Annotated in this window: 25 protein-coding genes and 1 riboswitch; of the genes, 19 read left to right on the top strand and 6 right to left on the bottom strand. The window is 53.6% G+C overall.

Annotated elements, in window-relative coordinates:
* Window positions 1-111: 111 nt before the first annotated feature.
* The 8 genes from BCV73_RS21470 (at window position 112) to BCV73_RS21435 (ending at window position 8496) form a co-directional block, all read left to right on the top strand.
* On the top strand, window positions 112-456 hold the full coding sequence (locus tag BCV73_RS21470; protein WP_076173701.1) for a thioredoxin family protein: 345 nt from the start codon (window positions 112-114) through the stop codon (window positions 454-456).
* Window positions 457-766: 310 nt separating this feature from the next.
* A complete protein-coding gene (locus BCV73_RS21465; RefSeq protein ID WP_089548469.1) occupies window positions 767-1762 on the top strand; it encodes a COX15/CtaA family protein in 996 nt (331 codons plus the stop codon).
* A gap of 101 nt (window positions 1763-1863) precedes the next feature.
* The gene (locus BCV73_RS21460; RefSeq protein ID WP_089548468.1) at window positions 1864-3630 is read left to right on the top strand and encodes a UbiD family decarboxylase; all 1767 of its coding nucleotides are present in this window, start codon (window positions 1864-1866) and stop codon (window positions 3628-3630) included.
* A 24-nt stretch (window positions 3631-3654) separates the two neighbouring features.
* On the top strand, window positions 3655-4374 hold the full coding sequence (locus BCV73_RS21455) for a Cthe_2314 family HEPN domain-containing protein (RefSeq protein WP_076173708.1): 720 nt from the start codon (window positions 3655-3657) through the stop codon (window positions 4372-4374).
* 89 nt (window positions 4375-4463) lie between these two features.
* Window positions 4464-4599, top strand: a riboswitch (SAM riboswitch).
* A 153-nt stretch (window positions 4600-4752) separates the two neighbouring features.
* Window positions 4753-5769 (top strand): methionine ABC transporter ATP-binding protein, encoded by a 1017-nt coding sequence (locus BCV73_RS21450; RefSeq protein ID WP_089548467.1) that lies wholly within the window; start codon window positions 4753-4755, stop codon window positions 5767-5769.
* Entirely contained in the window at window positions 5769-6437 is a 669-nt protein-coding gene (locus tag BCV73_RS21445) for a methionine ABC transporter permease (protein WP_089548466.1), read from the top strand. Before BCV73_RS21450 ends, BCV73_RS21445 begins: the two co-directional genes overlap by 1 nt.
* Before the next feature lie 138 nt (window positions 6438-6575).
* On the top strand, window positions 6576-7424 hold the full coding sequence (locus tag BCV73_RS21440) for a MetQ/NlpA family ABC transporter substrate-binding protein (protein ID WP_089548465.1): 849 nt from the start codon (window positions 6576-6578) through the stop codon (window positions 7422-7424).
* 286 nt (window positions 7425-7710) lie between these two features.
* Window positions 7711-8496, top strand: coding sequence for an SDR family oxidoreductase (locus tag BCV73_RS21435; protein ID WP_089548464.1), 786 nt, complete (start codon window positions 7711-7713; stop codon window positions 8494-8496).
* Window positions 8497-8581: 85 nt separating this feature from the next.
* On the opposite strand, the gene BCV73_RS21430 is transcribed toward BCV73_RS21435, so the two are convergent.
* Window positions 8582-8827: a NifU family protein gene (locus tag BCV73_RS21430; RefSeq protein WP_076173718.1), complete on the bottom strand. Its 246-nt coding sequence runs from the start codon at window positions 8825-8827 to the stop codon at window positions 8582-8584.
* Between the two features lie 162 nt (window positions 8828-8989).
* Between BCV73_RS21430 and BCV73_RS21425 the strand changes: the two genes are divergently transcribed.
* The gene (locus BCV73_RS21425; RefSeq protein ID WP_076173719.1) at window positions 8990-9244 is read left to right on the top strand and encodes a YuzB family protein; all 255 of its coding nucleotides are present in this window, start codon (window positions 8990-8992) and stop codon (window positions 9242-9244) included.
* Here the strand turns inward: BCV73_RS21425 and BCV73_RS21420 are convergent.
* Together BCV73_RS21420 and mqnE are read right to left on the bottom strand one after the other, a co-directional pair.
* Window positions 9241-10302 carry an NAD(P)/FAD-dependent oxidoreductase gene (locus BCV73_RS21420; protein ID WP_089548463.1) on the bottom strand — a complete coding sequence of 354 codons (1062 nt, stop codon included), beginning with the start codon at window positions 10300-10302 and terminating at the stop codon, window positions 9241-9243. The genes BCV73_RS21425 and BCV73_RS21420 overlap by 4 nt on opposite strands.
* A gap of 59 nt (window positions 10303-10361) precedes the next feature.
* Window positions 10362-11468, bottom strand: a complete 1107-nt coding sequence (mqnE, locus tag BCV73_RS21415) for an aminofutalosine synthase MqnE (protein ID WP_076173721.1) — start codon at window positions 11466-11468, stop codon at window positions 10362-10364.
* An 824-nt stretch (window positions 11469-12292) separates the two neighbouring features.
* Here mqnE and BCV73_RS21410 point away from each other — a divergent pair.
* Window positions 12293-12652, top strand: a complete 360-nt coding sequence (locus BCV73_RS21410) for a HesB/IscA family protein (protein WP_076173722.1) — start codon at window positions 12293-12295, stop codon at window positions 12650-12652.
* 81 nt (window positions 12653-12733) lie between these two features.
* On the opposite strand, the gene BCV73_RS21405 is transcribed toward BCV73_RS21410, so the two are convergent.
* A complete protein-coding gene (locus BCV73_RS21405; protein WP_076173723.1) occupies window positions 12734-12949 on the bottom strand; it encodes a hypothetical protein in 216 nt (71 codons plus the stop codon).
* Window positions 12950-13144: 195 nt separating this feature from the next.
* Here BCV73_RS21405 and BCV73_RS21400 point away from each other — a divergent pair, with 195 nt between their 5' ends.
* Together BCV73_RS21400 and sda are read left to right on the top strand one after the other, a co-directional pair.
* The gene (locus BCV73_RS21400) at window positions 13145-13807 is read left to right on the top strand and encodes a YheC/YheD family protein (protein WP_076173724.1); all 663 of its coding nucleotides are present in this window, start codon (window positions 13145-13147) and stop codon (window positions 13805-13807) included.
* 277 nt (window positions 13808-14084) lie between these two features.
* Window positions 14085-14228: a sporulation histidine kinase inhibitor Sda gene (gene sda / locus BCV73_RS21395; protein WP_089548462.1), complete on the top strand. Its 144-nt coding sequence runs from the start codon at window positions 14085-14087 to the stop codon at window positions 14226-14228.
* A gap of 197 nt (window positions 14229-14425) precedes the next feature.
* Here the strand turns inward: sda and BCV73_RS21390 are convergent, their stop codons facing one another.
* Window positions 14426-15421 carry an NAD(P)/FAD-dependent oxidoreductase gene (locus BCV73_RS21390; protein WP_076173725.1) on the bottom strand — a complete coding sequence of 332 codons (996 nt, stop codon included), beginning with the start codon at window positions 15419-15421 and terminating at the stop codon, window positions 14426-14428.
* A gap of 123 nt (window positions 15422-15544) precedes the next feature.
* Between BCV73_RS21390 and BCV73_RS35465 the strand changes: the two genes are divergently transcribed.
* From BCV73_RS35465 to BCV73_RS21380, 3 genes are all read left to right on the top strand, one after another.
* Entirely contained in the window at window positions 15545-15760 is a 216-nt protein-coding gene (locus tag BCV73_RS35465; protein ID WP_218828166.1) for a hypothetical protein, read from the top strand.
* Window positions 15761-15849: 89 nt separating this feature from the next.
* Window positions 15850-17043, top strand: coding sequence for an NAD(P)/FAD-dependent oxidoreductase (locus BCV73_RS21385; protein ID WP_076173727.1), 1194 nt, complete (start codon window positions 15850-15852; stop codon window positions 17041-17043).
* A complete protein-coding gene (locus tag BCV73_RS21380; protein ID WP_076173728.1) occupies window positions 17043-17300 on the top strand; it encodes a hypothetical protein in 258 nt (85 codons plus the stop codon). Before BCV73_RS21385 ends, BCV73_RS21380 begins: the two co-directional genes overlap by 1 nt.
* Before the next feature lie 178 nt (window positions 17301-17478).
* On the opposite strand, the gene hemQ is transcribed toward BCV73_RS21380, so the two are convergent.
* Window positions 17479-18228 carry a hydrogen peroxide-dependent heme synthase gene (gene hemQ, locus BCV73_RS21375; RefSeq protein ID WP_076174040.1) on the bottom strand — a complete coding sequence of 250 codons (750 nt, stop codon included), beginning with the start codon at window positions 18226-18228 and terminating at the stop codon, window positions 17479-17481.
* Between the two features lie 273 nt (window positions 18229-18501).
* Here hemQ and BCV73_RS21370 point away from each other — a divergent pair, with 273 nt between their 5' ends.
* The 4 genes from BCV73_RS21370 (at window position 18502) to dnaI (ending at window position 23130) form a co-directional block, all read left to right on the top strand.
* Window positions 18502-18798 (top strand): YuiB family protein, encoded by a 297-nt coding sequence (locus BCV73_RS21370; protein ID WP_076174042.1) that lies wholly within the window; start codon window positions 18502-18504, stop codon window positions 18796-18798.
* 95 nt (window positions 18799-18893) lie between these two features.
* A complete protein-coding gene (locus BCV73_RS21365; protein WP_089548461.1) occupies window positions 18894-20585 on the top strand; it encodes an alpha/beta hydrolase family protein in 1692 nt (563 codons plus the stop codon).
* 36 nt (window positions 20586-20621) lie between these two features.
* A complete protein-coding gene (locus BCV73_RS21360) occupies window positions 20622-22142 on the top strand; it encodes a replication initiation and membrane attachment family protein (protein ID WP_076174045.1) in 1521 nt (506 codons plus the stop codon).
* 31 nt (window positions 22143-22173) lie between these two features.
* Window positions 22174-23130: a primosomal protein DnaI gene (gene dnaI / locus BCV73_RS21355; RefSeq protein WP_089548460.1), complete on the top strand. Its 957-nt coding sequence runs from the start codon at window positions 22174-22176 to the stop codon at window positions 23128-23130.
* Window positions 23131-23213 lie beyond the last annotated feature (83 nt).

Below are 23213 nucleotides of genomic sequence, written 5' to 3'. Positions count from 1 at the left end.
CATTACTTTCAGTATGGCTAAAAAATTTGACTTCCACTCGGTATTTTGATTCACTAAGAGAAGAAATGGACAAGAATTGGACAAGATATGGGATAGAAAGGGCGGATATCCATGCAAAAAATTACTTCTCAAGCCGAATTTCAAGTCGCAATCCAGTCTCCGAGACTGACCGTAGCCGTATTTAAAGCGGATTGGTGCTCGGACTGCAAATTTATGGACCCGTTTATGCCGGACGTGGAAACGAAATTTTCGAACGATCTGACGCTTGTCGAAGTGGACGTGGATCAAGTCGGCGACCTCAGCCAGGAGCTGAACATTTTGGGCATACCAAGCTTTGTGGCCTTTTCGGACGGCCGGGAGCTGGTGCGGCTGGTAAACAAGCTTCGCAAATCGCGCGAAGAAATCGAGGGATTCCTGAATACGGCGCTGGACGTATACAGAACGATTCATAAATAAGCTTATTCGCACCGCTCTTGCCGCACAGAGGCATTTGAGGCGGTGCTTTTCTCTTTAGAGAGCAGCTTCATGGCATGGCTGTACGGAACCGAAGGTATTCGGGTTTCACCACCATTTGGCCGAACCGGCAGCGAAGCAAAGGCCCCACTTCGTGGGGCTGTTTCATTTTTCCGACATTTCTCCGACATTTTGTCACAAAGTGGCCGTGATGTATGTCAAGGAATCAGGTATAATAGATGAGATTGGTAAAATATTGAGGTACCTGTCTTCAGTGGTAAAGTTTTTATTATGAGCAGCAGGTGAGAGAATTTTGAATACCAGACAATTGAAATGGCTCAGTTATTTAACGTTTGTCGTGATGTTTTTTGCGACGTTCGGCGGAACCGTGGTTACCAAGACCGATTCCGGACTCGGATGCGGGCATGAATGGCCGCTGTGTCACGGGGAGTTCGTACCGGCGCATACCATCGCCTCATTAATTGAATATTCGCACCGGCTGGTCAGCGGGCTGGCAGGGCTTACAGCGGTCGCGGTGGTGGTCGCCTTCCATCTGTTCGCCAAGAACCGGCGTGACCTGCGCACGTATTCGGTGTTGACCCTTATTTTCGTATTGGTTCAGGCTGTCATGGGGGCAATGGCCGTCGTGTATGACCAGTCCTCGGCCGTGCTTGCCTTCCACTTCGGTTTCTCGCTGATCGCATTTGCCAGCTCGCTGATGCTGGCCTTAGGCGCCCGCAGGATGGACAAACTGGGCGAGGCTTCGTACCCGTCCGGCGGTACATCGCGCGTCAGTGCGACCTTCCGCGGCTATACATGGGCCGTGACCATCTACTCCTATATCGTCGTTTATATCGGAGCATATGTCAGCCACACCAACTCGGCGGGGGGGTGCCTGGGATGGCCGCTGTGCAACGGGAAGTTCATTCCCGAGCTGTCCGGAGGGGTGACTATCGCGTTTATCCACCGGATCGCGGCACTGCTGCTGCTGATCGCCATCGCCGTACTGGCCGTCTGCGGCTACCGGCTGAACCGGGGGAACCGGGAGCTGCAGGGCCTCGGCATCGCCGCGGTAACGCTGTGCCTGATGCAGGTGTTCAGCGGGGCGGCGATCGTGTCGACGCTGAACAAGCCGGAGGTTTACATCTTTTCTGCGCTGCTGCACAATCTGCTGATTTCGTCTCTGTTCGGCGTGCTCTGTTATTTGAGCGTCCGTGTCTGGCAGACCGGAAGGGCGACGCTTCAGCAGCCGAAGTCCGCTTCGGCCGCCCGGGGAATCGGCTTTGAGCCGCAGGGCGGCAAACGATGAACTGAATACCGCTGCACATCCAAAGTCCGCGAAGTGATTCGAGGGCTTTGTTTGTAAGTTTATTTATTATTTTTTGGCTTATTCTGGAGAGGAATGATCGTGTGAGCTATCAAAATTTACGCCAATGGCTCGAAGCCTTGCGCAAGGAAAATGACCTGAAAGTGATCGAGGCTCCCGTGGATCCGTACCTGGAGCTGGCGGAGATCCACCGCAGGGTCATCGACGAACAGGGGCCGGCGCTGCTGTTTACGAATGTACAGGGGACTCCGTTTCCCGTGGCTACGAATCTGTTCGGTACCAGCCGGCGCGTAGACATGGCGTTCGGACCGCGTCCGGAGGAGCTGATGAAGTCCCTGGTGGGTGCGCTCGATACGATGCTTCCGCCGACGCTGTCGGCGCTGTGGAATGAACGCGGCCTGATCAAGGACATTCTAAAGGTAGGCATGAAAACCGTACCGATGGGCGATGCCCCTGTGCTCGGTGTCTCCCGCAGCGACCAGCCGCTGAAAGACCTGCCGCGGGTCACAAGCTGGCAGGAAGACGGCGGCCCGTTCATTACGCTGCCTCTTGTTTATACGGAGAGCCCATCGCGGCCCAAGGACCACAATCTGGGCATGTACCGCATGCAGATTTATGACAACCAGACGACCGGTATTCACTGGCAGATCCACAAGGGCGGCGGCTTCCATTACCACGAAGCCGAGCAGCGCGGCGAAGCGCTGCGCATGACGACGTTCCTCGGCGGACCGCCGGCCCTGATCGCGTCGGCGATTGCACCGGGCCCGGAAATGCTGCCCGAGCTGCTGCTCACGTCCATGATTCTCGGCGAAAAGCTGCCGATGGTGGAAAATCCGCTCGGCGGGCACCGGATTCCGGCGGAAGCCGAGTTTGCGATCAGCGGCCTCGTCCCGCCGTTCGAACGGCGTCCGGAAGGCCCGTTCGGGGACCATTACGGGTATTACTCCCTGATGCATGACTTTCCGGTCTTTCACGTCAACCATATGTGGCACCGCAAGGACGCCATTTATCCGGCGACGATCGTAGGCAAGCCGCGGCAGGAGGACTATTTCATGGGCGAATTTCTGCAGCGTCTGCTGTCGCCGGCCTTCCCGCTCGTCATGCCTTCGATCAAGTCGCTGTGGACATATGCCGAGACGGGATTCCATGCCCTTGCTTCGGCGATTGTCCGCGTCAGTTACTCCCGCGAGGCGCTCGTATCCGCCTTCCGGATGCTGGGTGAAGGTCAGCTGTCCCTGACCAAATTCCTGATCCTGACCGACCAGCCGGTCGATCTCGAGAACGCCAGCGAACTGCTGGAAACGGTGCTTGCGCGGTTTAACCCGGCCGTCGATCTGTTTATATTTAATAAGACATCCCACGATACGCTCGATTACACCGGACGCAAGCTGAACCACGGCAGCAAAGCCGTGCTGATGGGGATCGGGGAGCCGGTTCGCGAGCTGCCGCGTGCTTATGGAGAGGGGCCGATCGCGGAGATCGAACAGATTGTTCCTTACTGCGGAGGATGCCTCCTTGTCTCAGGCGCAGGGTACGAGGACGAGCCGGAGCTGCCGGAGCGCTTGCTGCAGCGGCTGCAGGAGAAGGGAACCGAATGGCCGCTCGTCCTTCTGGTGGACGATGCCCGCGAGACGGCAGCCGACCAGACGTCCTTCCTGTGGACGGTGTTTACGCGCTTCAACCCGGCTACGGACATCTATGCGGGTGCCGAAGTGCGGAATCACCATCTGTCGTACCGGCTGCCGATTGTAGTGGATGCACGCATGAAAACCGGGTATCCGGACGAACTGATTCCGCGGGAGGATATCGTCAAAAAGGTGGATGAACGCTGGAACAGTTATTTTGCGTAAATACTGATCAGGGAGAGAATGCCGATGCTGCGAACGCTGCTTGGAGAGATGCCCCGCCAAAATAACGGGCTGCTCGAAGATGCCATCGAAACGATGGTGGAGACGATCCATTTGCTCCAGAACGAGATCGAAAAGAATGAGGATCCCAGCCATGATTACCGCAAACTGGAGATATGGACACGCGGTTTGGTGTCTTCCCTGGATGAATTGGAGCAGAGCTGGTATGCCGCTTCCTTTTTCCGTCAATCGGTCAAGGCCGGTTATGTGGATGACATGACGATTGAGGAGCAGGCCGAGTACGCCAGGTACGTATACTTTTATAAAAACGGGTTTATTCGCGTTTTTTCCGTTCTGGACAAGCTCGGAACGGTACTCAATGATCTGTTTGATCTGAACACGCAGAAGAACAAACCGCATTTTTCCTATTTTACGGTGCTCCGGCAGTTTCACTACATGAAAACCCATGAAGGCCTGGCCGGGCAGCTGTCAGAGATCAAGGACGAATACAAGAGCGCTCTGAACGTGCTGCGCAAACGGCGCAATGCAGAGGTTCATTACATGAACTCCGAGATGCAGGATGACTTGTGGCAGCGGCACCAAGGTCTTAAGGATAAGGTCGAGCTGGAGGATCTGGACCAGCATTTGAGCGAGCTGAAGCAGGGGCTGGACATGGTATGCAAGTCGCTCTCGGCATCCTTTCATTACGCCAACAAGCTGTGGAAAAAGGAAGGCATGCATCCATAAAGGGATACAACAAATTTCCTTTTGACAAAGTGCGCAAATATATCTATACTGTAAAAATGAAAACACGTCATCATTAATTTCATAATCTTTTCTTATCGAGAGAGGCGGAGGGACAGGCCCGATGAAGCCCGGCAACCGATTTGAGCACGGCATCCGCCGTTACTTGAATGTCATGGTGCTAATTCCTACAAGCTGCAGCTTAAGCTGCGGGTTGGCAGATGAGAAGGCAGCGACTTTTACAAATAAGGGAGCCCCTTTTCTGATTCTGTCAGAGGGGCTTTTTATTTTGCCTGGATTCGATAGAATAGACTGGTCATTTAGATAGATTATGCGAACCCTATTCGGGTAGGATAGGGGGAAGAGAGGGGGGCCCTTCGGTTGATCGAACTGAAGCAGCTGACGAAAAGGTACGGCCAAGGGGCAAAGGCGACGGAGGCTTTGTCCGGGCTGAACCTCAGCATTCATAAAGGAGAAATTTTCGGCGTGATCGGCCACTCGGGCGCAGGAAAGAGCACCTTGATCCGGTGCATGAACCTGCTGGAACGCCCGACCTCCGGAGAAGTATGGGTAGGCGGCGTTAACCTGACGGGCCTGAGCAAGCAGCGGCTGCAGAACGAACGGCGGAAGATCGGGATGATTTTTCAGCATTTCAATCTGCTGAGCTCGGCGACGGTGTATGACAACATCGCCTTTCCGCTCCGGTTGGCCCGTAAGGGCAAGGCGGAGGTGGAGGCCAAGGTCAACGAGCTGATCGCGCTGGTCGGGCTGGAAGCCCATCGCAATAAATATCCGGCCCAGTTGTCGGGAGGACAGAAGCAGAGGGTGGGCATCGCCCGCGCGCTGGCCAGCGACCCGCAGGTGCTGCTGTGCGACGAAGCGACTTCGGCGCTCGATCCGCAGACGACGGATTCGATTCTGAAGCTTCTGCTGGACATTAACCAGAGGTTTAATCTGACGATTGTCCTGATCACCCATGAGATGCACGTCATCCAGAGCATCTGCGACCGGGTGGCCGTGATCCATCAAGGCGGCATCGTTGAAGAGGGGGCGGTCACGGACGTATTCCTGAAGCCGCAGCACCCCGTGACCAAGGATTTTGTCCGCGGGGAGCAGGGCCAGGGCGAACCGCTTGAGCTGGCTGCCCAGGCTTCCGGAACGGGTTCGGCGCAGGCTGTGAAAATTACGTTTCTCGGCAGCAAAACGTACGAGTCCATCCTGTCCCGGACCGTGCGCGAGACGGGTGCGGATTTCGCCATCCTGCAGGGCACCATTTCCACCATTAAAGATACCCCGTACGGGCAGCTGATCGTCCGCTTCGAGGGCGGACGGGAGCAGATCGATGCGACGCTCGCGAAGCTGAGCGAGCAAGGGCTTGACGTGGAGGTGATGAACTGATGTGGGGTTTGGATTTTTCCTCGGTTGACTGGAACGAGATCGGCGTAGCCACCCTGGATACGCTGAAAATGCTCGGGGCTTCCGCGGTGTTCACCTTTATCCTCGGTCTTCCGATCGGCATCTTGCTGTTTATGGCATCGCGCTCGACGACGGGCTGGGTGCGTGCCGTCTATGCGGTCATTTCCTTTATCGTGAACATCCTCCGTTCGGTCCCGTTTATCATCCTGATCGTCGCCCTGATCCCGGTCACGAAAGCGATCGTCGGCGTTACCTTCGGGGTGCTGGGGACGATTCCGCCGCTGGTGATCGCCGCTGCGCCGTTCTTCGCCAGACTGGTCGAAACATCGCTGCGCGAAGTGGACCGCGGCGTAATCGAGGCGGCGCATTCGATGGGCGCTTCGACCTGGCAGGTCATCACGCGGGTGCTGCTGCCCGAAGCAAGACCAGGCCTGCTGGCCGGAATTACGATTACGGTCGTGACACTCGTATCCTATACGGCGATGTCGGGGATGGTTGGCGGCGGCGGTCTCGGCGATTTGGCCATCCGCTACGGTTATTACCGCTATGAAACGACCGTCATGATTATTTCCGTCATCTTCATGATCGTGCTGGTGCAGCTGCTGCAAATGGCGGGCGACCGGCTGGTGCGTCACTTTACCAGAAAGTAAGGCGTACAACGTGTTTGGCTCACAGTCATGCATCCGGATCACCGGATTTGACCTGGAAAGGCAAGGCAGGTAACATCAAAGCACTGCCTTTCTAATATAAATCATATTATTCTTATGAATTTAAGGGGGATTTATTCAATGAAAAAATGGCTCGTTTCTTTTCTGACCTTGGCCCTGGTTGTCGTGCTCGCCGCGTGCGGCAGCAAGCCGAATAACAGCAGCAGCGATGCTGCGGGCGAATCCACGGACAAACCGGCTGCAGCCGAAACGGTTACACTGACGGTTGGCGCAACGGCGAAGCCTCATGCCGAAATTTTGAAGCATATCCAGCCTGCGCTTGAAAAAGAGGGCGTGAAGCTCGTCATCAAAGAGTTTTCCGATTATGTGCAGCCGAACGTGCAGACGTTCCAGAAACAGCTCGACGCTAACTTTTTCCAGCATCAGCCTTACCTCGACAATGAAAACAAACAGCGCAAGATGGACCTTGTTCCGGTAGTAGGCGTTCACCTCGAGCCGCTTGGTGCTTATTCCAAAAAAGTGAAAAGTGCTGACGAAATTCCGGACGGCGCAACTGTCGGCATTCCGAACGATGCGACAAACGGCGGACGCGCGCTCAGCCTGCTGGCCAAGCAAGGCTTGATTACTTTGAAGGATCCGAATAAAGTGGAATCTACGGTGAAGGACATTACCGCGAATCCGAAAAACCTGAAAATCAAGGAAGTCGATGCAGCAATGCTGCCGCGTCAGCTGAGCGAATTCGACCTGGCCGTCATCAACACCAACTACGCGCTGGAAGCCAGCCTTGATCCAACGAAAGACGCGCTCTTCATCGAAGGCAAAGACAGCCCTTATGTTAACATTCTGGTGGCACGTCCGGACAACAAAGACTCCGACGCCATCAAGAAGCTGGCTGCTGCCCTGACTTCCGACGACGTGAAGAAGTTCATCGAAGACACGTATAAAGGTGCCGTTATCCCGGCATTCTAAAGCCTGCGAAATGCGCAGCACAGCCGCAAGGGGTTCATCCCCTGCGGCTTTTTTATTTGCATCTGCATCGGGCAAACATTTTTTATTTGGCTCGCTTTTCCTCGCGGCCCGGCTGTACAGGGTTTCCAAGTTGCGGCGGTGCCGTGAAATCTTTTATACTATACAGGATCAATGATCTTGCGTGAGGTTTGTACATACATACACCATTATATTTTTAATAGGAATGATGTGTCATCGAATGGATCAAAGGATGGGAAGTTCGGATAGCAGAAAGGAGGGTGGCATTTTGAGGGGAAAGGTTGCCCTGATCACAGGCAGTGCCAAGGGACTTGGCAAAATGACGGCGCTCACGCTGGCACGTTCCGGCTGCGACGTCGCGCTTAACTATGTCCACAGCCGCCGCGAAGCGGAGGAACTGCGGGCGGTCATCGAGGGACTAGGCGTGCGCAGCATCGCCGTGCAAGCTGATGTCTCCGATACGGGCCAGCTGGAGCAGTTGGTGGCTCGCGTCGAGTCCGAGCTCGGCAGTCCGGACATCGTCGTGAACAACGCGGGACCTTTTATCCGCGAGCGTAAACGGTTCTCCGATTATACCCAGACGGAAATTTTGTCGCTCATCCAGGGCAATCTGGTCGGCACGATGCTGTTGGACCATTTGGTGCTGCCTGCGATGCGGACTAAGCGCTGGGGAAGAATCGTCCACTTCGGCTTCGGCCATGCGGCGGAATCGAGAGCGTGGCCGCACCGGGCGGTGTACGCTGCCGCCAAGACCGGACTGGTTTCTTTTACGAAGACGCTGGCGGTCGAGGAAGCCCCGTATGGCATTACGGTGAATATGGTGTGTCCCGGGGACATCCGCGGGGATAACAAAGAGAAGACCATTGCCGAGGTCGCCGGGTTGCAGGACGGCGAGACGCCGCGGGGCAGACCCGGCAGCGGCGAAGATATCGCGCGCGTGATCGAGTACTTGTGCCGCGACGCTTCCGATTTTATCACCGGCAACATTATGGACATCTCCGGCGGGCTGGATCCGATCCGTCCCTGGATTGGTCCGGCCGATCACGGGATGTGAGCGCCTGTTATGGCGCCCCAAGCCACAAAAAAAAGAAGAGACCCGTCTTCGATGAAGTCAGGTCTCTTCTTGCTATTGAATGGGATTAGAATACTTGAATAACGTCGTTGATTCCTTCAACTTCCTCAACGAGGGCGCGTTCGATCCCGGCTTTCAATGTAATGGTGGAGCTTGGGCAGCTGCCGCAGGCACCCATCAGTTTCAACTTCACGATGCCGTCTTCCACGTCAACCAATTCCACGTCGCCGCCATCGCGTTGAAGGAACGGGCGAAGCTTATCAAGCACTTCCGCTACTTCATCATACATGGTGCTCTGTGCGTTTTCGCTCATTGATTTCAACTCCTTTCCTGTAATCTTTATTATATTACAAACCGAGACAAAATAAAATGGCTATATATGCTGAATCGGACAAGGCCGTTGATATTATTCGGCTCACCCGGTAAACTAAGATAAGGCCTACCTAAGAATCAATACCTAAAGCAGGTGATATCATTGAGACCCATCATCGAGTTTTGCACCAACAACATGCATTTCGGAACCGATGAAGTCATGGAGAAGCTGGAGGAGAATCCGGATTATGACGTTATCGAATACGGATGCCTGAGCAATTGCGGCCAATGTGCCATGATGCCCTTCGCCATGGTGAACGGTGAGATTATAGATGCGGACAGCGCCGATGAGCTGTATGAGGCCATTATGGCCAAAATAAAAGAACTCGAGGCTTGGGACAGCCTCGAGCTGGATTAGCCAAAATGGCGTCTGGACTTCCAGAGTACCCCGCTTTTTAACAGGCGGGGTACTCTTCCTTTTACCGAAGTTTTCCCCATCAGGCCAAAGCCCGCCTTGCTGCCAAGCGACCCAAGGGTTCCACGGAGGTGGATCTTGTGGATCTTCGGCGTTTCGCCTTTCCAGAGCGCATGGATCACGTCGGCCACTTGTCTGGCCTGGGCTCCTGCCGCCTGGGCGCTGGGAGCGAACGGAATGCTGGCGCAGTCCCCCACGACGTACACTTCCGGGTAATCCGGAATTTGGGAATACGTGTTGACCACGACCCGGCCTCCCGGATCCTTCGGCACGTTCAAATCCTGAACGACCTTCACCGGCTGAATGCCGCCCGTCCAAACCGCGGCGTCGGTGTAGATTGCTTCATCCCCGTTATAGACGACACCGTCTTCCACCCGGCACACGGATATGTGGGAGCGCGTATTCACTTCATGATCCATGAACCACTGCTCCACGTACAAGGAAACCGTCTGCGGGAAGGAGGAGAGCACCCGGCTGCCCCGGTCCAGAATCGTGATGTTAAGATCCGGACGGCTCTCCCGCAGCTCCGCAGCCGTTTCAACGCCGCTGAGGCCGCCGCCGATAATATGTACGTTTCCGTACGGCTTGACATCATTCAAGCGCTGATAGGTTTGGCGCGTGCTTGAGAACGTCTGGATGCTGTTCGTGAATTGATCCGCGCCAGGTATGCCGTGATAACGGTCGGTACAGCCCAGGGCGATCGTCAGGTAGTCGTATTCGATCGGGTCGTCGCCTTCGAGGTGTACCCGCTTGCCTTCCAGATCGATGGATGTGACTTCGCCGTATTTTTTCGTGAGCTGGGGATGGTTCGGAAACTGGATGCGCAGATCATAGTCGCTTGCCGTCCCTGCCGCAAGCGCGTAATACTCGGTTTTAATGCCTTGGAAAGGCATGCGGTCAATCAAAATCAGCTCCATATCTTGGGGGAAGTGGTTGTTCAGGAGACCTTGAATCAATGCAAGGCCTCCGTAACCTCCACCCAGGATGACGAATTTTCTCATATGTCCGTCTTTCCTTTCTCATACGTCGGGTTTGAGGAAAGGTATAAAATTCCTCTTACTTATTCATAAACTTTTATTTCATTATAAAACGTATCGCGTTCCACAGGAATGCGTCCTGCGCCTTTGACTAGCCAGATCAGCTCATCGCGGGTGAGGCCTTCCGGAGTGAGCGCGCCTGCGGCGTGGCTGATGCGTTCCTTAAGGATGGTGCCATGGACGTCGGAAGCGCCGAAGCTCAGCGCAACCTGGGTCAGCTGCGGCCCGATATTAATGAAGTAAGCCTTCACGTGGTCGATGTTGTCCAGCATCAGACGGCTGATGGCAATGGTCTTCAGATCCTCGTAGGCGGAGTTACGGCGCATGATGCCGGCATTTTTATTTCTTGGCTGCATGGAAAGAGGAATAAATACCATAAATCCGTTCGTTTCGTCCTGAAGGTCGCGAATCTGCATCATGTGGCGGATCCGGTCTTCATGGGACTCGATCGATCCGTACAGCATGGTAGTATGCGTCTTCATGCCCAGGTTATGCGCCGTCCGGTGTACCTCGAGGTATTGCTCGACGTTAGCCTTTTCCACCCGCATTTTTTTGCGGTATTGGTCGGACAAAATTTCCGCACCGCCGCCGGTCAGCGATTTCAGTCCCGCTTTTTGCAGCTCCTGTAGCACTTCCTTGATGCTGAGGCCGCTGATGCGGGTGAAGAAGTCGATTTCGGCCGCTGTATAGGCTTTAAGCGTTACGTCCGGGAAGCGGTCGGTCAGCGCCTGCAGGGAATCCACATAGTATTGGAAAGGCACGTGCGGGTTATGTCCGCCAACGATATGGAATTCCCGGACGCCCGGATGAATGTGCTGCTCAATGTATTCGACCATTTCAGGACCGGAATACGTATAGGAGCCTTCATCACCAAGGTCTTTGCGGAAGTTGCAGAACGCGCAGTGCGCCTCGCAGACATTGGTAAAGTACAGGCTCATGTTTTCGATGAAATATACTTTTTTGCCGTTCTTGCGCAGGTTGGCTTCGTTCGCCAGCTGCCCCAGCGTCAGCAGATCATCGGTTTCATACAGAAATACTCCATCCTCGAGGTTCAGCCGCTCACCCTGGCGGACCTTCTCGATGATTTCCTGCATGCGTCTTTCGGTGTTCGATGTTACAATAGTGGACATTTCCATTCCTCCTGTTCGCATTTTGGTCGTGCGGAAGACACGCCCTGTGCAGGACGCAAGAGTCAACCCGCAGCGCCTGGAAGGAGTCCGGCGTTCAACCCGTCCAGTCGATTTGCCAATTTTATCGGTCAGCGTCTTCCATGTACCGCAGAGGATATGTATTCAGCGGATCATCCAAGCCGTAAGGCCAGACGCTTTGGTAAGCACTCCGGAGAGGCTTTTGGCCGGTAAAGAAAAAGTAGGGGGCCGCCTTTTTTAGATTATAGAATGTATACATTTTTCAATGAAGCCGAAGAATTCTATAATCGCAAGACAAACATCCGCCAAGCGCGGCCTGTCTTCTGTGAATGAATCGATAGACTTTTTTTTATGTGAAAAAAGTTACAACCCAGAGTGACAGACCGTTGTCTTTTCCATGACAAATTACCGACACTTGCTCCCTCATTACCCACCTATTATAAACCGCCTATCCGGGGTCCGCAATACAGTTATACAGAATCGGCATGCGAAGATCCGGAAATCATACCATCTTTAAGGATCCTGCGAAGGGGGCAAATGTGGTATAAATCCTCCGGATGAAGCCTGATTATACCTTTTGGAGGCGCGAATACGGCGTTCCGACCGCCTTTCTGGTACATCATGGGAACGGTGGGGGTGCTGCCGGGCGGAACCTCTCTTGAGGGGAACAACGTTGTGGAGTATACTAAAGGTAAGTGCAATGTACACACAGAGCGGGACTTTTGCTCGGCCGCCTTTCAGGTGCGCTGCTGAAGCCCTGCAATGCAATGAATAAATTCACATCAGTTAACCAAGGAGGGTTACCTATGATCAACATTAGCGATTCCGCTTCCGATAAGCTGAAAGAAATGCTCGCCGAACAGGAAATTCCAGGGATGTTCCTCCGTCTTGGGGTACAGGCCGGCGGATGCAGCGGATTTTCTTACGCCATGGGCTTCGACGATGCCGAAACCGAAGATGATGTATACATGGACGTTAACGACCTGAAGGTGGTCGTGGATAAAGAAAGCCTCCGCCTGATTGACGGGCTGGAAATCGACTTTGAGGAGTCCGGCATGAGCGGCGGATTCACCATGAACAATCCGAACGCTACGGCGACCTGCGGATGCGGCGCTTCGTTCCGTACAGCGCTCGATGCAGGCAAACCGGCTCCTGAGGAGTGCTAACGGGCTCGCACTACGGATGAATAAGACAAAAGGCTCACACCCGCTTCGTACAGAAGCAGGTTGTGAGCCTTTTTTTGTTCGTTAGGAGAGCCCGGGAACGATAAACGTTTTGTTCACCATCATGACGAGCATGGCAGCCGCCACGATTGAAAAGGCGATGCAGCAGGTGCCGAGCCCTTTGCGTCTGTCTTTCAGAAATTTAAAGCCCAAAGCAAAGATTAAAACGGTTGTCACGACCAGAGCAAGGGACATGCCGATCATGCCGACCCAGTATAATACCCCGAAAAATTGAGCCACAGCTGTTATCCTCCTTCGCAGGATATTCCAAATTTACACACTTCATTTCATTATATCCGATTTAGACAGGCACGCCAAGGCTCCGCTATCCCCCGTTTTTTACGCGTTTATCCTTTTCTATGCACAAACATACAGGAGGGAACCTGTAGATACGAGTATGTTAATAACATAGGAGCATAGAAAGGAGGCGACAACATGGGGGGAAGACAGCTGGCAAGCAAATGGCTGAAGACCGAAGCGCTGCTGACGGATCCGGATGTTGCCCCATATATTCCGCAGACCCGGTCTATGAGCCGGGAGAACCTCCAGCAAATGCTGGGGATGTATGACTTTGTCGTCGTAAAACCGGTCGTCGGCGGAGGCGGTTACGGTGTCATGAAAATATCCCGTACCGGCAGCGGTTATAGTATAACCCGCTTCTCTCAAACCTATTATTTTGACAGCTTCTCCGGCATGTACAGCGGTTTTCGGAAGCTGAAGGTGAGAAGGACCTATTTAATTCAGCAGGGGATTAAATTGGCCCAGGTCGATGGGCGTCCGATCGATTACCGTGTCAAATACGTCAAAGTGGACGATCGTTGGGTCATTACTGCAATGGTGGGACGAGTCGCGCGCAGCGGACTATTCGTAACCAATCTGTGCAAGGGCGGTTATTTGCTAAAAGGCCGCGTTGGCCTGAGCCGTTCCCTGCCGCAGATCTCTTCCAAAGCAAAGCTTAAAGAGATGCGTTCCCTTACCCGGCGCTGTACAGCAATTCTGGAGCGGCGTTTTCCCGGCATCGGCGAGCTCGGCTTTGACTACGGTCTGGACCACAGCGGGAGAATTTGGATTTTTGAAGTAAATACGCGCCCTCAATAAATAAAACTGGCAATGTTTAGGAGAATATAGGCGGGGTAATATCATTATATAAGACTATGAAACTGGAAAAAATTTTTTGAAGCCGGGTCGTATGCACAGCACCTGTGTATAACGTTTATCCCCAAAATCCACTGCAATTTTATTGGTATTCCGACACTTGCTAACAAATTATACACAGGATTTCCACAACAGGTTGTGGATAAAGCGAACGCTTGTTCTCTTATGTGAAGTTTGATATGATAGTTTTGAGGAAAATTAAGGAAAGGATGTGAAGATAATGGCTATGTTGTCGGATGAATTGCTGCTCGATTCTTATCATATGGCCGTGGAACTCATGCTGGATCATGATTTCATCGCTTTACTCCTGGCCGAAATCCACAAGAGGAATCTAGAGACTTCATCAGAGAGTTTAGTTCATTAGGACACATCCCGGTACACATCCACAAATGCTGTTGTATTATAAGCTGCATATGACGTGGAAGTTATGGAAGGTGTGGAGGTGTAACATCTATTTTCCAGATTAGCAGCACCGCAACAAAATGAGGGTATCCTATCTGAATCATGACGATCAGATCAGGATACCCTTTTTTTTGTGCCCAATTTGCGCGGTACTTCGGGCTAGAGTTTCATATTGCTGCTGTGGCCGGGAGACAGCTTAGCTTCCGGATCAATGTATACCTTCGCGTTGTTGACCGCGGTCGGCGCCTCGCCGAATCCAACGGCGATAAGCTTCAGTTTGCCCGGATACGTGGTGATGTCTCCGGCGGCGAAGACGCCGGGAATGTTCGTCTCCATGCGGGAATCCACCACGATGGAGTTGCTCTCGATCTGAATGCCCCAATCGGAGATCGGGCCAAGGGAAGATACGAAGCCAAAGTTCACGATGACGTCGTCGACTTCGATCTCCTGTGTTTCTTTGGTCTTCACATGGGACAAGGTCACCTTGGTAATCGTGTCTTCCCCGTGCAGGGCGGTGATTTCCGTCGGCGTCACGACCTGAACCTTGGAAGCCATCAAATTCTCGACGCTGTGCTCATGCGCACGGAATTTGTCGCGGCGGTGAATCAGCGTGACCTGCTCGGCGATCGGCTCCAGCATGAGCGCCCAGTCTACCGCGGAGTCTCCGCCGCCGCTGATCAGCACCTTTTTCCCCTTGAAGCGGTTTAAGTCATTCACAAAGTAGTGCAGATTCGTTTTCTCAAATTTCCTAGCGTCTTCAAGCTCCAGTCTGCGGGGTTCAAAGGCTCCGACCCCGGCCGTAATGATGACGGCTTTGGAGTGGTATTCGCCTTTATCGGTCGTCACCACAAAATGGCGTTCGTCCTGCTTAACGAGGGAAGTAACCTTTTCCTCCAGGCGTACGTTCGGCTGGAACAGGTCCATCTGCTTTTGCAGATTGTCGACCAGCTCCTGTGCCGTTACTTTAGGGAATCCGGCCACGTCATAAATGTATTTCTCGGGATATAAGGCTGCAAGCTGCCCGCCAAGCTGGGGCATACTTTCAATGAGTGTGACTGATGCCTGGCGCATCCCGCAATAGAAAGAAGCGAACATGCCTGCAGGACCTCCTCCGATAATGAGCAGGTCGGTTATGTCAGCCGGCTGCGATGTCATTAGTGTAAGCACCTCCAACAAATATAAATAAGAACGCTAGCGAAATTAAGCACGCTGTATATTCTTCAAATTCCATCTCATTATAATACATCCGGGCTTCGGCTGAAAAGTTTACATCCTATTTTGCAAATTCTCCGTTTAGATAAGAGAATAAACTTAACTGAAAACTGGAATGAAAAGGAAAATGAAAACAGCATGGATGCTCTCATGGAAGGCCAAATAATACTTGATCTTTTATGGGAAAGTGGCTATCATTTTAGTTATGTGCGGGCAGGTTTTGGTAGTATTCCCGCTGTTTTTTTTCTTACACAGGCTGCCTGTGATAAAAAGATTCATTGAAGTTCAAACTAATGTGTAATATTTCACAATAACATTTGTAATGGTTCACAAATATATATAGAGACCGACATTTTGGAAGGAGCAAGATGATGAGCAACATTCCCAAGATAGTAATCCTTGGTGCGGGTTACGGCGGCATCCTGACAGCACAGCGCCTTCAAAAGGAATTGAATTATAATGAAGCGGACGTAACGCTTGTTAACCGTCACGATTACCACTATATTACGACCCATTTGCATATGCCCGCTGCCGGTACGGACAGCGTCGAGAATACACGGGTACCGATTTCGAAGCTGATTGACGAATTCAAGATCGATCTGGTCAAATCCTCCGTTCAGGAAATCCGTCCGCATGAGAAGAAGGTCATCCTGGAGGATGGGACGCTCTCCTACGATTTCCTGGTCATTGCCCTCGGCGGGGAATCCGAAACTTTCGGCATTCCGGGGATGGCCGAATATGCGATGACGATCCGCAGCATCAACTCGGTGCGGCTGATCCGCAAGCATATCGAGTACCAGTTTGCGCTGTATAAAAATGAACGCAGTCCGCAGGAAAGAATCAATTTTGTCGTCGGGGGAGCGGGCTTCAGCGGCATTGAGTTTGTTGCCGAGCTGGCCGACCGCATACCGGCACTGTGCAAGGAATACGATGTCGATCCGAATCTTGTGAATGTCTACAATGTGGAAGCGGCGCCTACGGCGCTGCCGGGTTTTGCTCCGGAACTCGTGGAGTATGCCATGGAAGTGCTCCGCAAGAAAGGCGTAACCTTCAAAATCGGCGTGGCCATCAAAGAATGCAAGCCGGACGGCGTAGTGCTTGCGACCGGTGAAGAGATCAAGGCAGCTACGGTGGTGTGGACCGGAGGAATCCGCGGCAACCATATGATTGAAGCGGCCGGCTTTGAAACGGCAAGAGGCCGGGTGAAGGTTGACGAGTACTTGCGGGCGCCTGGGAGCGACCACATCTATGTCATCGGGGACAACGCCCTGATTATGAATCCGGAGGGGCGTCCATATCCGCCGACGGCGCAGATCGCGATGCAGCAGGGCGTGTGCTGCGCTCATAACATCGTCACGGCAATCCGCGGCCAGCAGCCGAAAAAGTTCGAATTCAGCAACAAGGGCACCGTCGCTTCCCTGGGTAAAGGCGAAGGTATCGCGGTAGTAGGCGACAAGCATATAAAGGGCTGGCGGGCAGCTCAATTGAAGAAGATCGTGGATATGCGCTACCTATTTATTATCGGCGGCATTCCGCTGGTATTGAAGAAAGGAAAATTCCTGTAATGAGGCACTGCAGTGTTCAAGTCCGCGCATTGTTGACCCGGGACGAACTGGACCGTTATAACGCCTTGATGGAAGTGGGATCCTTCCTCGAGGACCAAAACCGGTACGATCTGTCGTATACGGTCCAAAAGGAAGTGGACATCCTCATCCTGCCGGCCATTGAAAGGCTGAAGGAAAAGGGAAGGGACCGTGACCGCGCGACCGCCGAATTTTTGGAGTCGATGAAACAGCAGGATGAACAACAGGAAGAGGATTAAGGAAACAGCAAAAAGGTTTGCCCTGAATTTACTCGGGGCAAACCTTTTTTTAAGAGATCAGAAAAGTATAAGTTTCGGAGCTTCTGCTTCCTGATCTCGCAAGAAAAACTTCCTTTAGACGCGGTCTGTCTTCTTTGAAAGTACGTCGATAGACGTTTTTCTTATATATGAAAGTATTTTAAATTTTCAGCATGTCTTCAAAAGATTCCGGCGTCAGAATCGCTCCTACGAAGAAGCCGCCGAATTCGGCATAGCGGGCGCTGACTTCATCAAAGCGCATTTCATAAACCAGCTTCTTGAATTGAAGCGCGTCCTCTGCGAACAGAGTAACTCCCCATTCCCAATCGTCGAATCCGATGGAGCCGGTAATGATTTGCTTCACTTTGCCTGCATAGCTGCGGCCGATCAGCCCGTGGCTGCGCATCATGTTGCGGCGGTCGTCCATGTCAAGCATGTACCAGTTATCGGCCTGATCGCGCTTTTTGTTCATTGGATAGAAGCAGATGTACTTCGTCTTCGGCAGGATCGGCTTCAGACGGGCGACGACATGCGGATTTTCCATCGGGTCACCTTCACCGGAACCGGCGAGATAGTTGCTGAGCTCGACGACGCTGACATAGGAATAGGACTTCGTCGTATATTGCGCAAACAGCGTTTTGTTAAACGCAGTCTCGATGGCGTTCAGGTCTTCGAGCGTTTCGCGCAGGTGCATGAACACAAAATCGGCCTTCTGTCCGATGATGCTGTACACTGCTGTGCTGCCCTGCTTGCTGGATTCCACCTCGGACCATTCGTTCAGGAACGCCTGGAGCTCGTCCAGCGCCATGGCGCGGTCCTCGTCGTCGGCGGCCTTCCATGCCGCCCAGTTCATGGAACGGAAATCGTGGAGAGCGTACCAGCCCTCCAGAGTTGATGCTGCTTCATTCATCTATGAATCACTCCTATAAATAGTTGCCTGTAAGCGGATCCCAAGGTTACTTGCTGGACCCGAGTATCAGGGTCGTTGACGTTTTTCTTCATTGTAGCTCAACCGCAAGCGCAAGAGCAAATGAAGTCACAATCTATTCACCGATTGTTCGTTGATTCGTGACCGTTTTTTTAGTAAACTAACTACTAGTCCACAAAACGTGGCAAGACTGTGAACGGCCTGTTTGTATCCGTTTTAGCGGGGCGATAGAAAAGAAGAGGTGACTTGGCTGAGATGCAATTTATACCCGTTCTCGTGCTGATGGTGTTATTTTTTGTCATGATGTTCGGCATCGGCTTTATTTTGAATATGTTAATGAAAACGACCTGGTTCCCCTGCTATTTGTTTGTCATCGTTATTTTACCGGTGGTCGTATACTCTTTATGGGACCGCAGCCAAATGTCGCTGCTCAGTCACTTGGAGTCTTTTCGCGTAGTCGACTATTTAACGGGGGTAGCCGGACTGGCAGGCGCGGTCATCAGCGGCTGGTCCATCCAGAAGCTTCGCAGAAGCGGATTTAAAATGTTCTAGGCCGCCAACCGGCCGATTTCGAAACAGCTCTCCACCCGGGGGGCTGTTTTGCGCTATCCCGGCGCTGAAGGGTTGAATGATGGGGGGACGGATGGATGTGGAGAAAAGCATTGGGTCTGGTGCTTGCTACCGGGCTGATGGCGGGAGGTTCGCTACCAAACGCGATGGCGGCGTCCGCAGGAGAGCAGACTATGATCCCGCTCCGGACGGCGGCCGAGGCGCTGGGCGCCAAGGTGCTGTGGGACGGTACGGACAAGCGGGTTCAGGTCTCGCTCGGCAAAACCCGCTGGAAAATCACGCCCGGCAGCAAGCAGTCCTTATTGGACCAAGCGCCGTATGAACTTGCGCGTACCGCGGTGACGGACGGAGGAGGAGCGCTGCTCGTGCCGCTCCAATCGTTTGCCGGGGCTTTGGGCATCCGGGGAACTTGGGCGGACCATCGCTGGTCCCTCGATCCGGATGACTGGAAGGGGAGGGCGATCTACTGGATGACCCTGCTGCGCCATGGGAAATGGGAAGAGGCGGGACGGATGATGGATGCATTCTTATCGGATGCTTATCCGCCTTCGTCGCTTCCAAAGTATGAAGAACGGCTGGAAAAGCTGTACGGCCTCGACTGGAGCCTGCTGCATGCCGAAGCCTATACGGATTCCGTACGCAGCAACGCCCGTCTGGTCTATCAGACGCCAAAAGGAGAGACGTTCGGCATGGAGCTCCGGTTCAGCCCGGAGGGGCTGCTGAACGATATCGCCTGGATCGAAAATGTGACCAGCAGCTATCGGGCGCCCGCCTATGACCACCCGGAAAAGTACACGGAGGAAGAAGTGCAGGTCGGCCAGAGCCCTCTGCTCCTTCCAGGCACACTGACGCTCCCCCGGAACGTTCAGGAGAAGGTTCCCGCGCTTGTGCTCGTTCACGGCTCCGGCCCCAATGACCGGGACGAGTCTTCCGGGGGAGGCAAGCTGTTCAGGGACCTGGCGGTGGGACTGGCCGGCGAAGGGATTGCGGTGCTCCGCTACGAAAAGCGGACGCGGGAATACCCGCTTCGTTCCGCCACCCCGTCCTTTACCGTCCAGGAGGAGACGGTTGACGATGCCGTCAGCGCAGCTGCCCTGCTGGCCGCCGATCCAAGGATCGATCCGCAGCAGATTTATGTGCTCGGCCACAGCCAAGGCGGGATGCTTGTCCCGCGCATCATCGCTTCGGATACGGGCAAGCACATCGCCGGCGCGGTCGTGATGTCCGCCCCATCCGGACCGCTGGAGGACCTGATGCTGATGCAGTACCGGGGAATATTAGGGCGGGCGGAAGAAGAGGGAGCTTCAGATGAGAAGCTGGCCCGTCTGCAAAAGCAGGTGGACACATGGGAAAAAGCCGTCGCGCTGCTGAAGGCCCCCGGTTATTCGAAGGAGCATCTGCCGGAACATTTTCCGCTGCCGAACGCGTATTGGTGGTTCGATTTCAGAAACTACAGCGGGCCGCTGCTCGCCAGAAATCAGAACGTCCCGATGTACATCCTCCAGGGGGAGAATGACGTGCAGGTCCCTCCGCCGAGCCTTAAGGTGTGGAGTAGTGCGCTGAGCCAACGAAAAGACGTAGCCTTTAAGTCATATCCGGGACTAAATCATATGTATATATATTATAGTAAGAACTCGACCGGTGAGGAGTACAAGCTGCCCGGCAATGTGCCTGAGGAGGTCATCACCGATGTCGCAAACTGGATTCATTTGGGGATGAAAGACTTGTCGAAAAACGGAGAAGAAGCGGACCCTTTTGTGATAGAATAGAGAAAGTCTACGAATCGATGGGAGGGAGCATAGATTATGCATATGAAGAGCCTGCTGCATTTTACCGAAAACCACCGGTACTGCGTGTTCCGTGATTTTGGTTTAAGCAGCCTGGACAACCGAATGCTCAGCTCCGTATACCAGCCCATGGTCGGGGCATTTGCCATCAGCTTATACCACCTGCTGTTTCAGCATATCCCGGCAGAGAAGCTGGGCTACTCCCGGGTTGAACAGCAGCGGCGCATTTTCCTGTCGCTTGGGCTTGAGCCGAGCGAGAAGGGACGCAAATATCTGATTGAGCAGGCTTCCCGTCTGGAAGCGGTGGGGCTGCTGCAATCCTGCCGGATTTACGTGCCCGAGCAGGAAGATTACATGTACGAATACGAGCTCCAGGCTCCACTCTCGCCGACGGAGTTCTTTAATACACAGCATTTGACGCTGCTGCTGCGCGATAAGATCGGCAAATTTGCCGTCCTGTCGCTGCGTGAGGAGCTGTGGTCGAAGGAACCGGAAGAGTATGCCGGATCATCGTCCGTCCATAAAGAAAATATTTCATTGGCCTTTTACGATATTTTTGAACTGAACACCCATGTGATCGATTACGAGCTGGAACAGGCGTTGTCTGAGGTATCCACGTCAAGACAGCCTGGACTTCGGGTTCTCGATGAAGAAGGGGCGCTGAATTATTCCGATATCATCCTGCGCTTCCCGCGGGATTCCGCCAACCGCCGGCATGTGGAAGGGCTGCGCTTCAACCATGAGCAGATGGGCGTCATCAATTTTGTCGGACGCAAATACGATCTCAGCGTCCAGGACATTTGCCGCCTGCTCGATGAGGACGGCATCTTTGGGCCCGACGGCGACATTCTGCTCGACGAGTTCCAGCATAAGGCCAGCCTGCAGTTCCGCCAGGACAAGCGGCGCCAGGAACAGCGGGACGTGTATGCAGGAAAGGTCATTTCCTTCCGGCAGGCGGAAACGGAAGAAGAGCAGGCTCCGCTGGAGCATGCCGTGCAGATGGAATATTACGTCGACGTTCCGGTTCAGTTCCAATCCAAATGCGACATTCACCAGTATAATATGATGCTTCGGAATGAGCCGTATACGAAGCTGCTCAGAACTTATTTTCCGGGCTCGGTGCCGGACAATTTTATCGATATATTCGAGAAGATCGACCTCAGCTACAAGCTGCCGGGTGAAGTCATCAATGTGCTGATCCACTACTTGATGTCCCTATTGACCGAAGGCGGGAACGACCAGCGGATCAACCGCAATTTTGTCGAGGCCATCGCCTCCAACATGCTGCTGAAGCAGGTCAACTCCTATGAGAAAGCCGTGGAGTACATCCGCGACCAGTCCAAGGTCAAAGGAAAGCAGGCCGCAGCAGCCGGCGGCGCAAGAACCCGTACATACGGCGGCAAAACGGTGAAGATGAAGCCGGATATCCCGCTGGCCCAGGAAGACGGGCAGGTCGGCGATGTCAGCGAGGAAGAGTTTGAGGAAATGCTGCGTATGGCAGCTGAAATGCAGGCAAGTAAGAAAAAGGGCGGCATATAGAACCGCCTGAAGAGAGGGGAGGACAACCGGCATGGATTCTTTGGGGCAGCTGCTGAAGCAGATGAGAGGGCCTTCCTTTATACAGCGGTCGCAGGAGATCGCGGACGAACTGCTGAGGGATCCGGCGGTACGGGAGCTGCGGCAGGAGCATCCGGAGCTGGAAGAATCGCTGCTGCGGATGAACGTGACCCGGCTGTACCAGTTTGCAACCGACCGGCGGCACTGTGACCGCTGCCCGGGGCTCGAGCGGTGCCCGAACGATTTTCAGGGTCATTACAGCAAGCTGGAGGTGGAGGTCGTCAACGGGATTACGGAGCTGGTGGAACGCAAGGTTCCCTGCACCCTGCAGACGGCCAAGCAGCAAGAGGACCTGATCAAGAAGCGGATCCGCAGCTTTTACGTGGACGAGCGCGCATTAAGCGAAGGATATAACGAGGTTGAGATTATGGGCAAGGACCGGAACCGGGCTCCGGCGGTGAACCAGGTATTCCGGTATATCCGGGAAGTACGCGAGAACGGTCTGCCGAACAAAGGACTGTATCTGTACGGATCGTTCGGGACCGGCAAAACGTTTCTGATGAGCTATCTCCTCCATGAGCTGGCGATTACCGGTCATACCGGGGTTATCGTATACATGCCTGATTTTGTGGAGGATCTGAAGGGGATGCTTAGCGATAACGTGAAGCTGAAGGAGACCGTGGAGCTGATGAAGGCGTGCGATCTGCTCATTTTTGACGATATCGGCGCCGAAAATTTGAGTCCCTGGGTACGCGACCACGTGTTGGGCTCCATCCTGAATTACCGGATGAACCGCAAGCCGACCTTCTATACGTCGAATTATGCTCTGGACGGCCTGGAAAGGCATCTGAGCTTCACGAACAAAGATGGCGAAGAAGGGCATAAGGGTCAGCGGCTGATGGACCGAATCGCGCCGTTCGTCGATGTCGTGCATTTGCACGGGGAGAATCAGCGCCGCAGACAGTCATAAGGGCCATTTCAACAGGACCTGGGCCAAGCGGCATTTTGCATCATTACCAAATTCACTGTTTATAAGCCAAAAAAACCTGGCCA

Origin of the sequence: Paenibacillus sp. SSG-1 (assembly GCF_002224835.1) — a bacterium.
Lineage (GTDB): Bacteria > Bacillota > Bacilli > Paenibacillales > Paenibacillaceae > Paenibacillus_AQ > Paenibacillus_AQ favisporus.
Note: the sequence above shows the minus strand (reverse complement) of the source record. Positions and strands in the feature narration are given on the sequence as shown.

Bases quoted from the DNA above. Each gene is read 5' to 3' on its own strand.
- BCV73_RS21380 (WP_076173728.1), top strand. From the start codon at position 17,043: ATGAGGCACTGCAGTGTTCAAGTCCGCGCATTGTTGACCCGGGACGAA.
- mqnE (WP_076173721.1), bottom strand. From the start codon at position 11,468: ATGTCCACTATTGTAACATCGAACACCGAAAGACGCATGCAGGAAATC.
- BCV73_RS21470 (WP_076173701.1), top strand. From the start codon at position 112: ATGCAAAAAATTACTTCTCAAGCCGAATTTCAAGTCGCAATCCAGTCT.
- hemQ (WP_076174040.1), bottom strand. From the start codon at position 18,228: ATGAATGAAGCAGCATCAACTCTGGAGGGCTGGTACGCTCTCCACGAT.
- BCV73_RS21365 (WP_089548461.1), top strand. From the start codon at position 18,894: ATGTGGAGAAAAGCATTGGGTCTGGTGCTTGCTACCGGGCTGATGGCG.
- BCV73_RS21385 (WP_076173727.1), top strand. From the start codon at position 15,850: ATGAGCAACATTCCCAAGATAGTAATCCTTGGTGCGGGTTACGGCGGC.
- BCV73_RS21430 (WP_076173718.1), bottom strand. From the start codon at position 8,827: ATGAGCGAAAACGCACAGAGCACCATGTATGATGAAGTAGCGGAAGTG.
- BCV73_RS21455 (WP_076173708.1), top strand. From the start codon at position 3,655: ATGCTGCGAACGCTGCTTGGAGAGATGCCCCGCCAAAATAACGGGCTG.
- BCV73_RS21440 (WP_089548465.1), top strand. From the start codon at position 6,576: ATGAAAAAATGGCTCGTTTCTTTTCTGACCTTGGCCCTGGTTGTCGTG.
- dnaI (WP_089548460.1), top strand. From the start codon at position 22,174: ATGGATTCTTTGGGGCAGCTGCTGAAGCAGATGAGAGGGCCTTCCTTT.
- BCV73_RS21420 (WP_089548463.1), bottom strand. From the start codon at position 10,302: ATGAGAAAATTCGTCATCCTGGGTGGAGGTTACGGAGGCCTTGCATTG.
- BCV73_RS21400 (WP_076173724.1), top strand. From the start codon at position 13,145: ATGGGGGGAAGACAGCTGGCAAGCAAATGGCTGAAGACCGAAGCGCTG.
- BCV73_RS21445 (WP_089548466.1), top strand. From the start codon at position 5,769: ATGTGGGGTTTGGATTTTTCCTCGGTTGACTGGAACGAGATCGGCGTA.
- BCV73_RS21390 (WP_076173725.1), bottom strand. From the start codon at position 15,421: ATGACATCGCAGCCGGCTGACATAACCGACCTGCTCATTATCGGAGGA.
- BCV73_RS21360 (WP_076174045.1), top strand. From the start codon at position 20,622: ATGCATATGAAGAGCCTGCTGCATTTTACCGAAAACCACCGGTACTGC.
- BCV73_RS21370 (WP_076174042.1), top strand. From the start codon at position 18,502: ATGCAATTTATACCCGTTCTCGTGCTGATGGTGTTATTTTTTGTCATG.
- sda (WP_089548462.1), top strand. From the start codon at position 14,085: ATGGCTATGTTGTCGGATGAATTGCTGCTCGATTCTTATCATATGGCC.
- BCV73_RS21410 (WP_076173722.1), top strand. From the start codon at position 12,293: ATGATCAACATTAGCGATTCCGCTTCCGATAAGCTGAAAGAAATGCTC.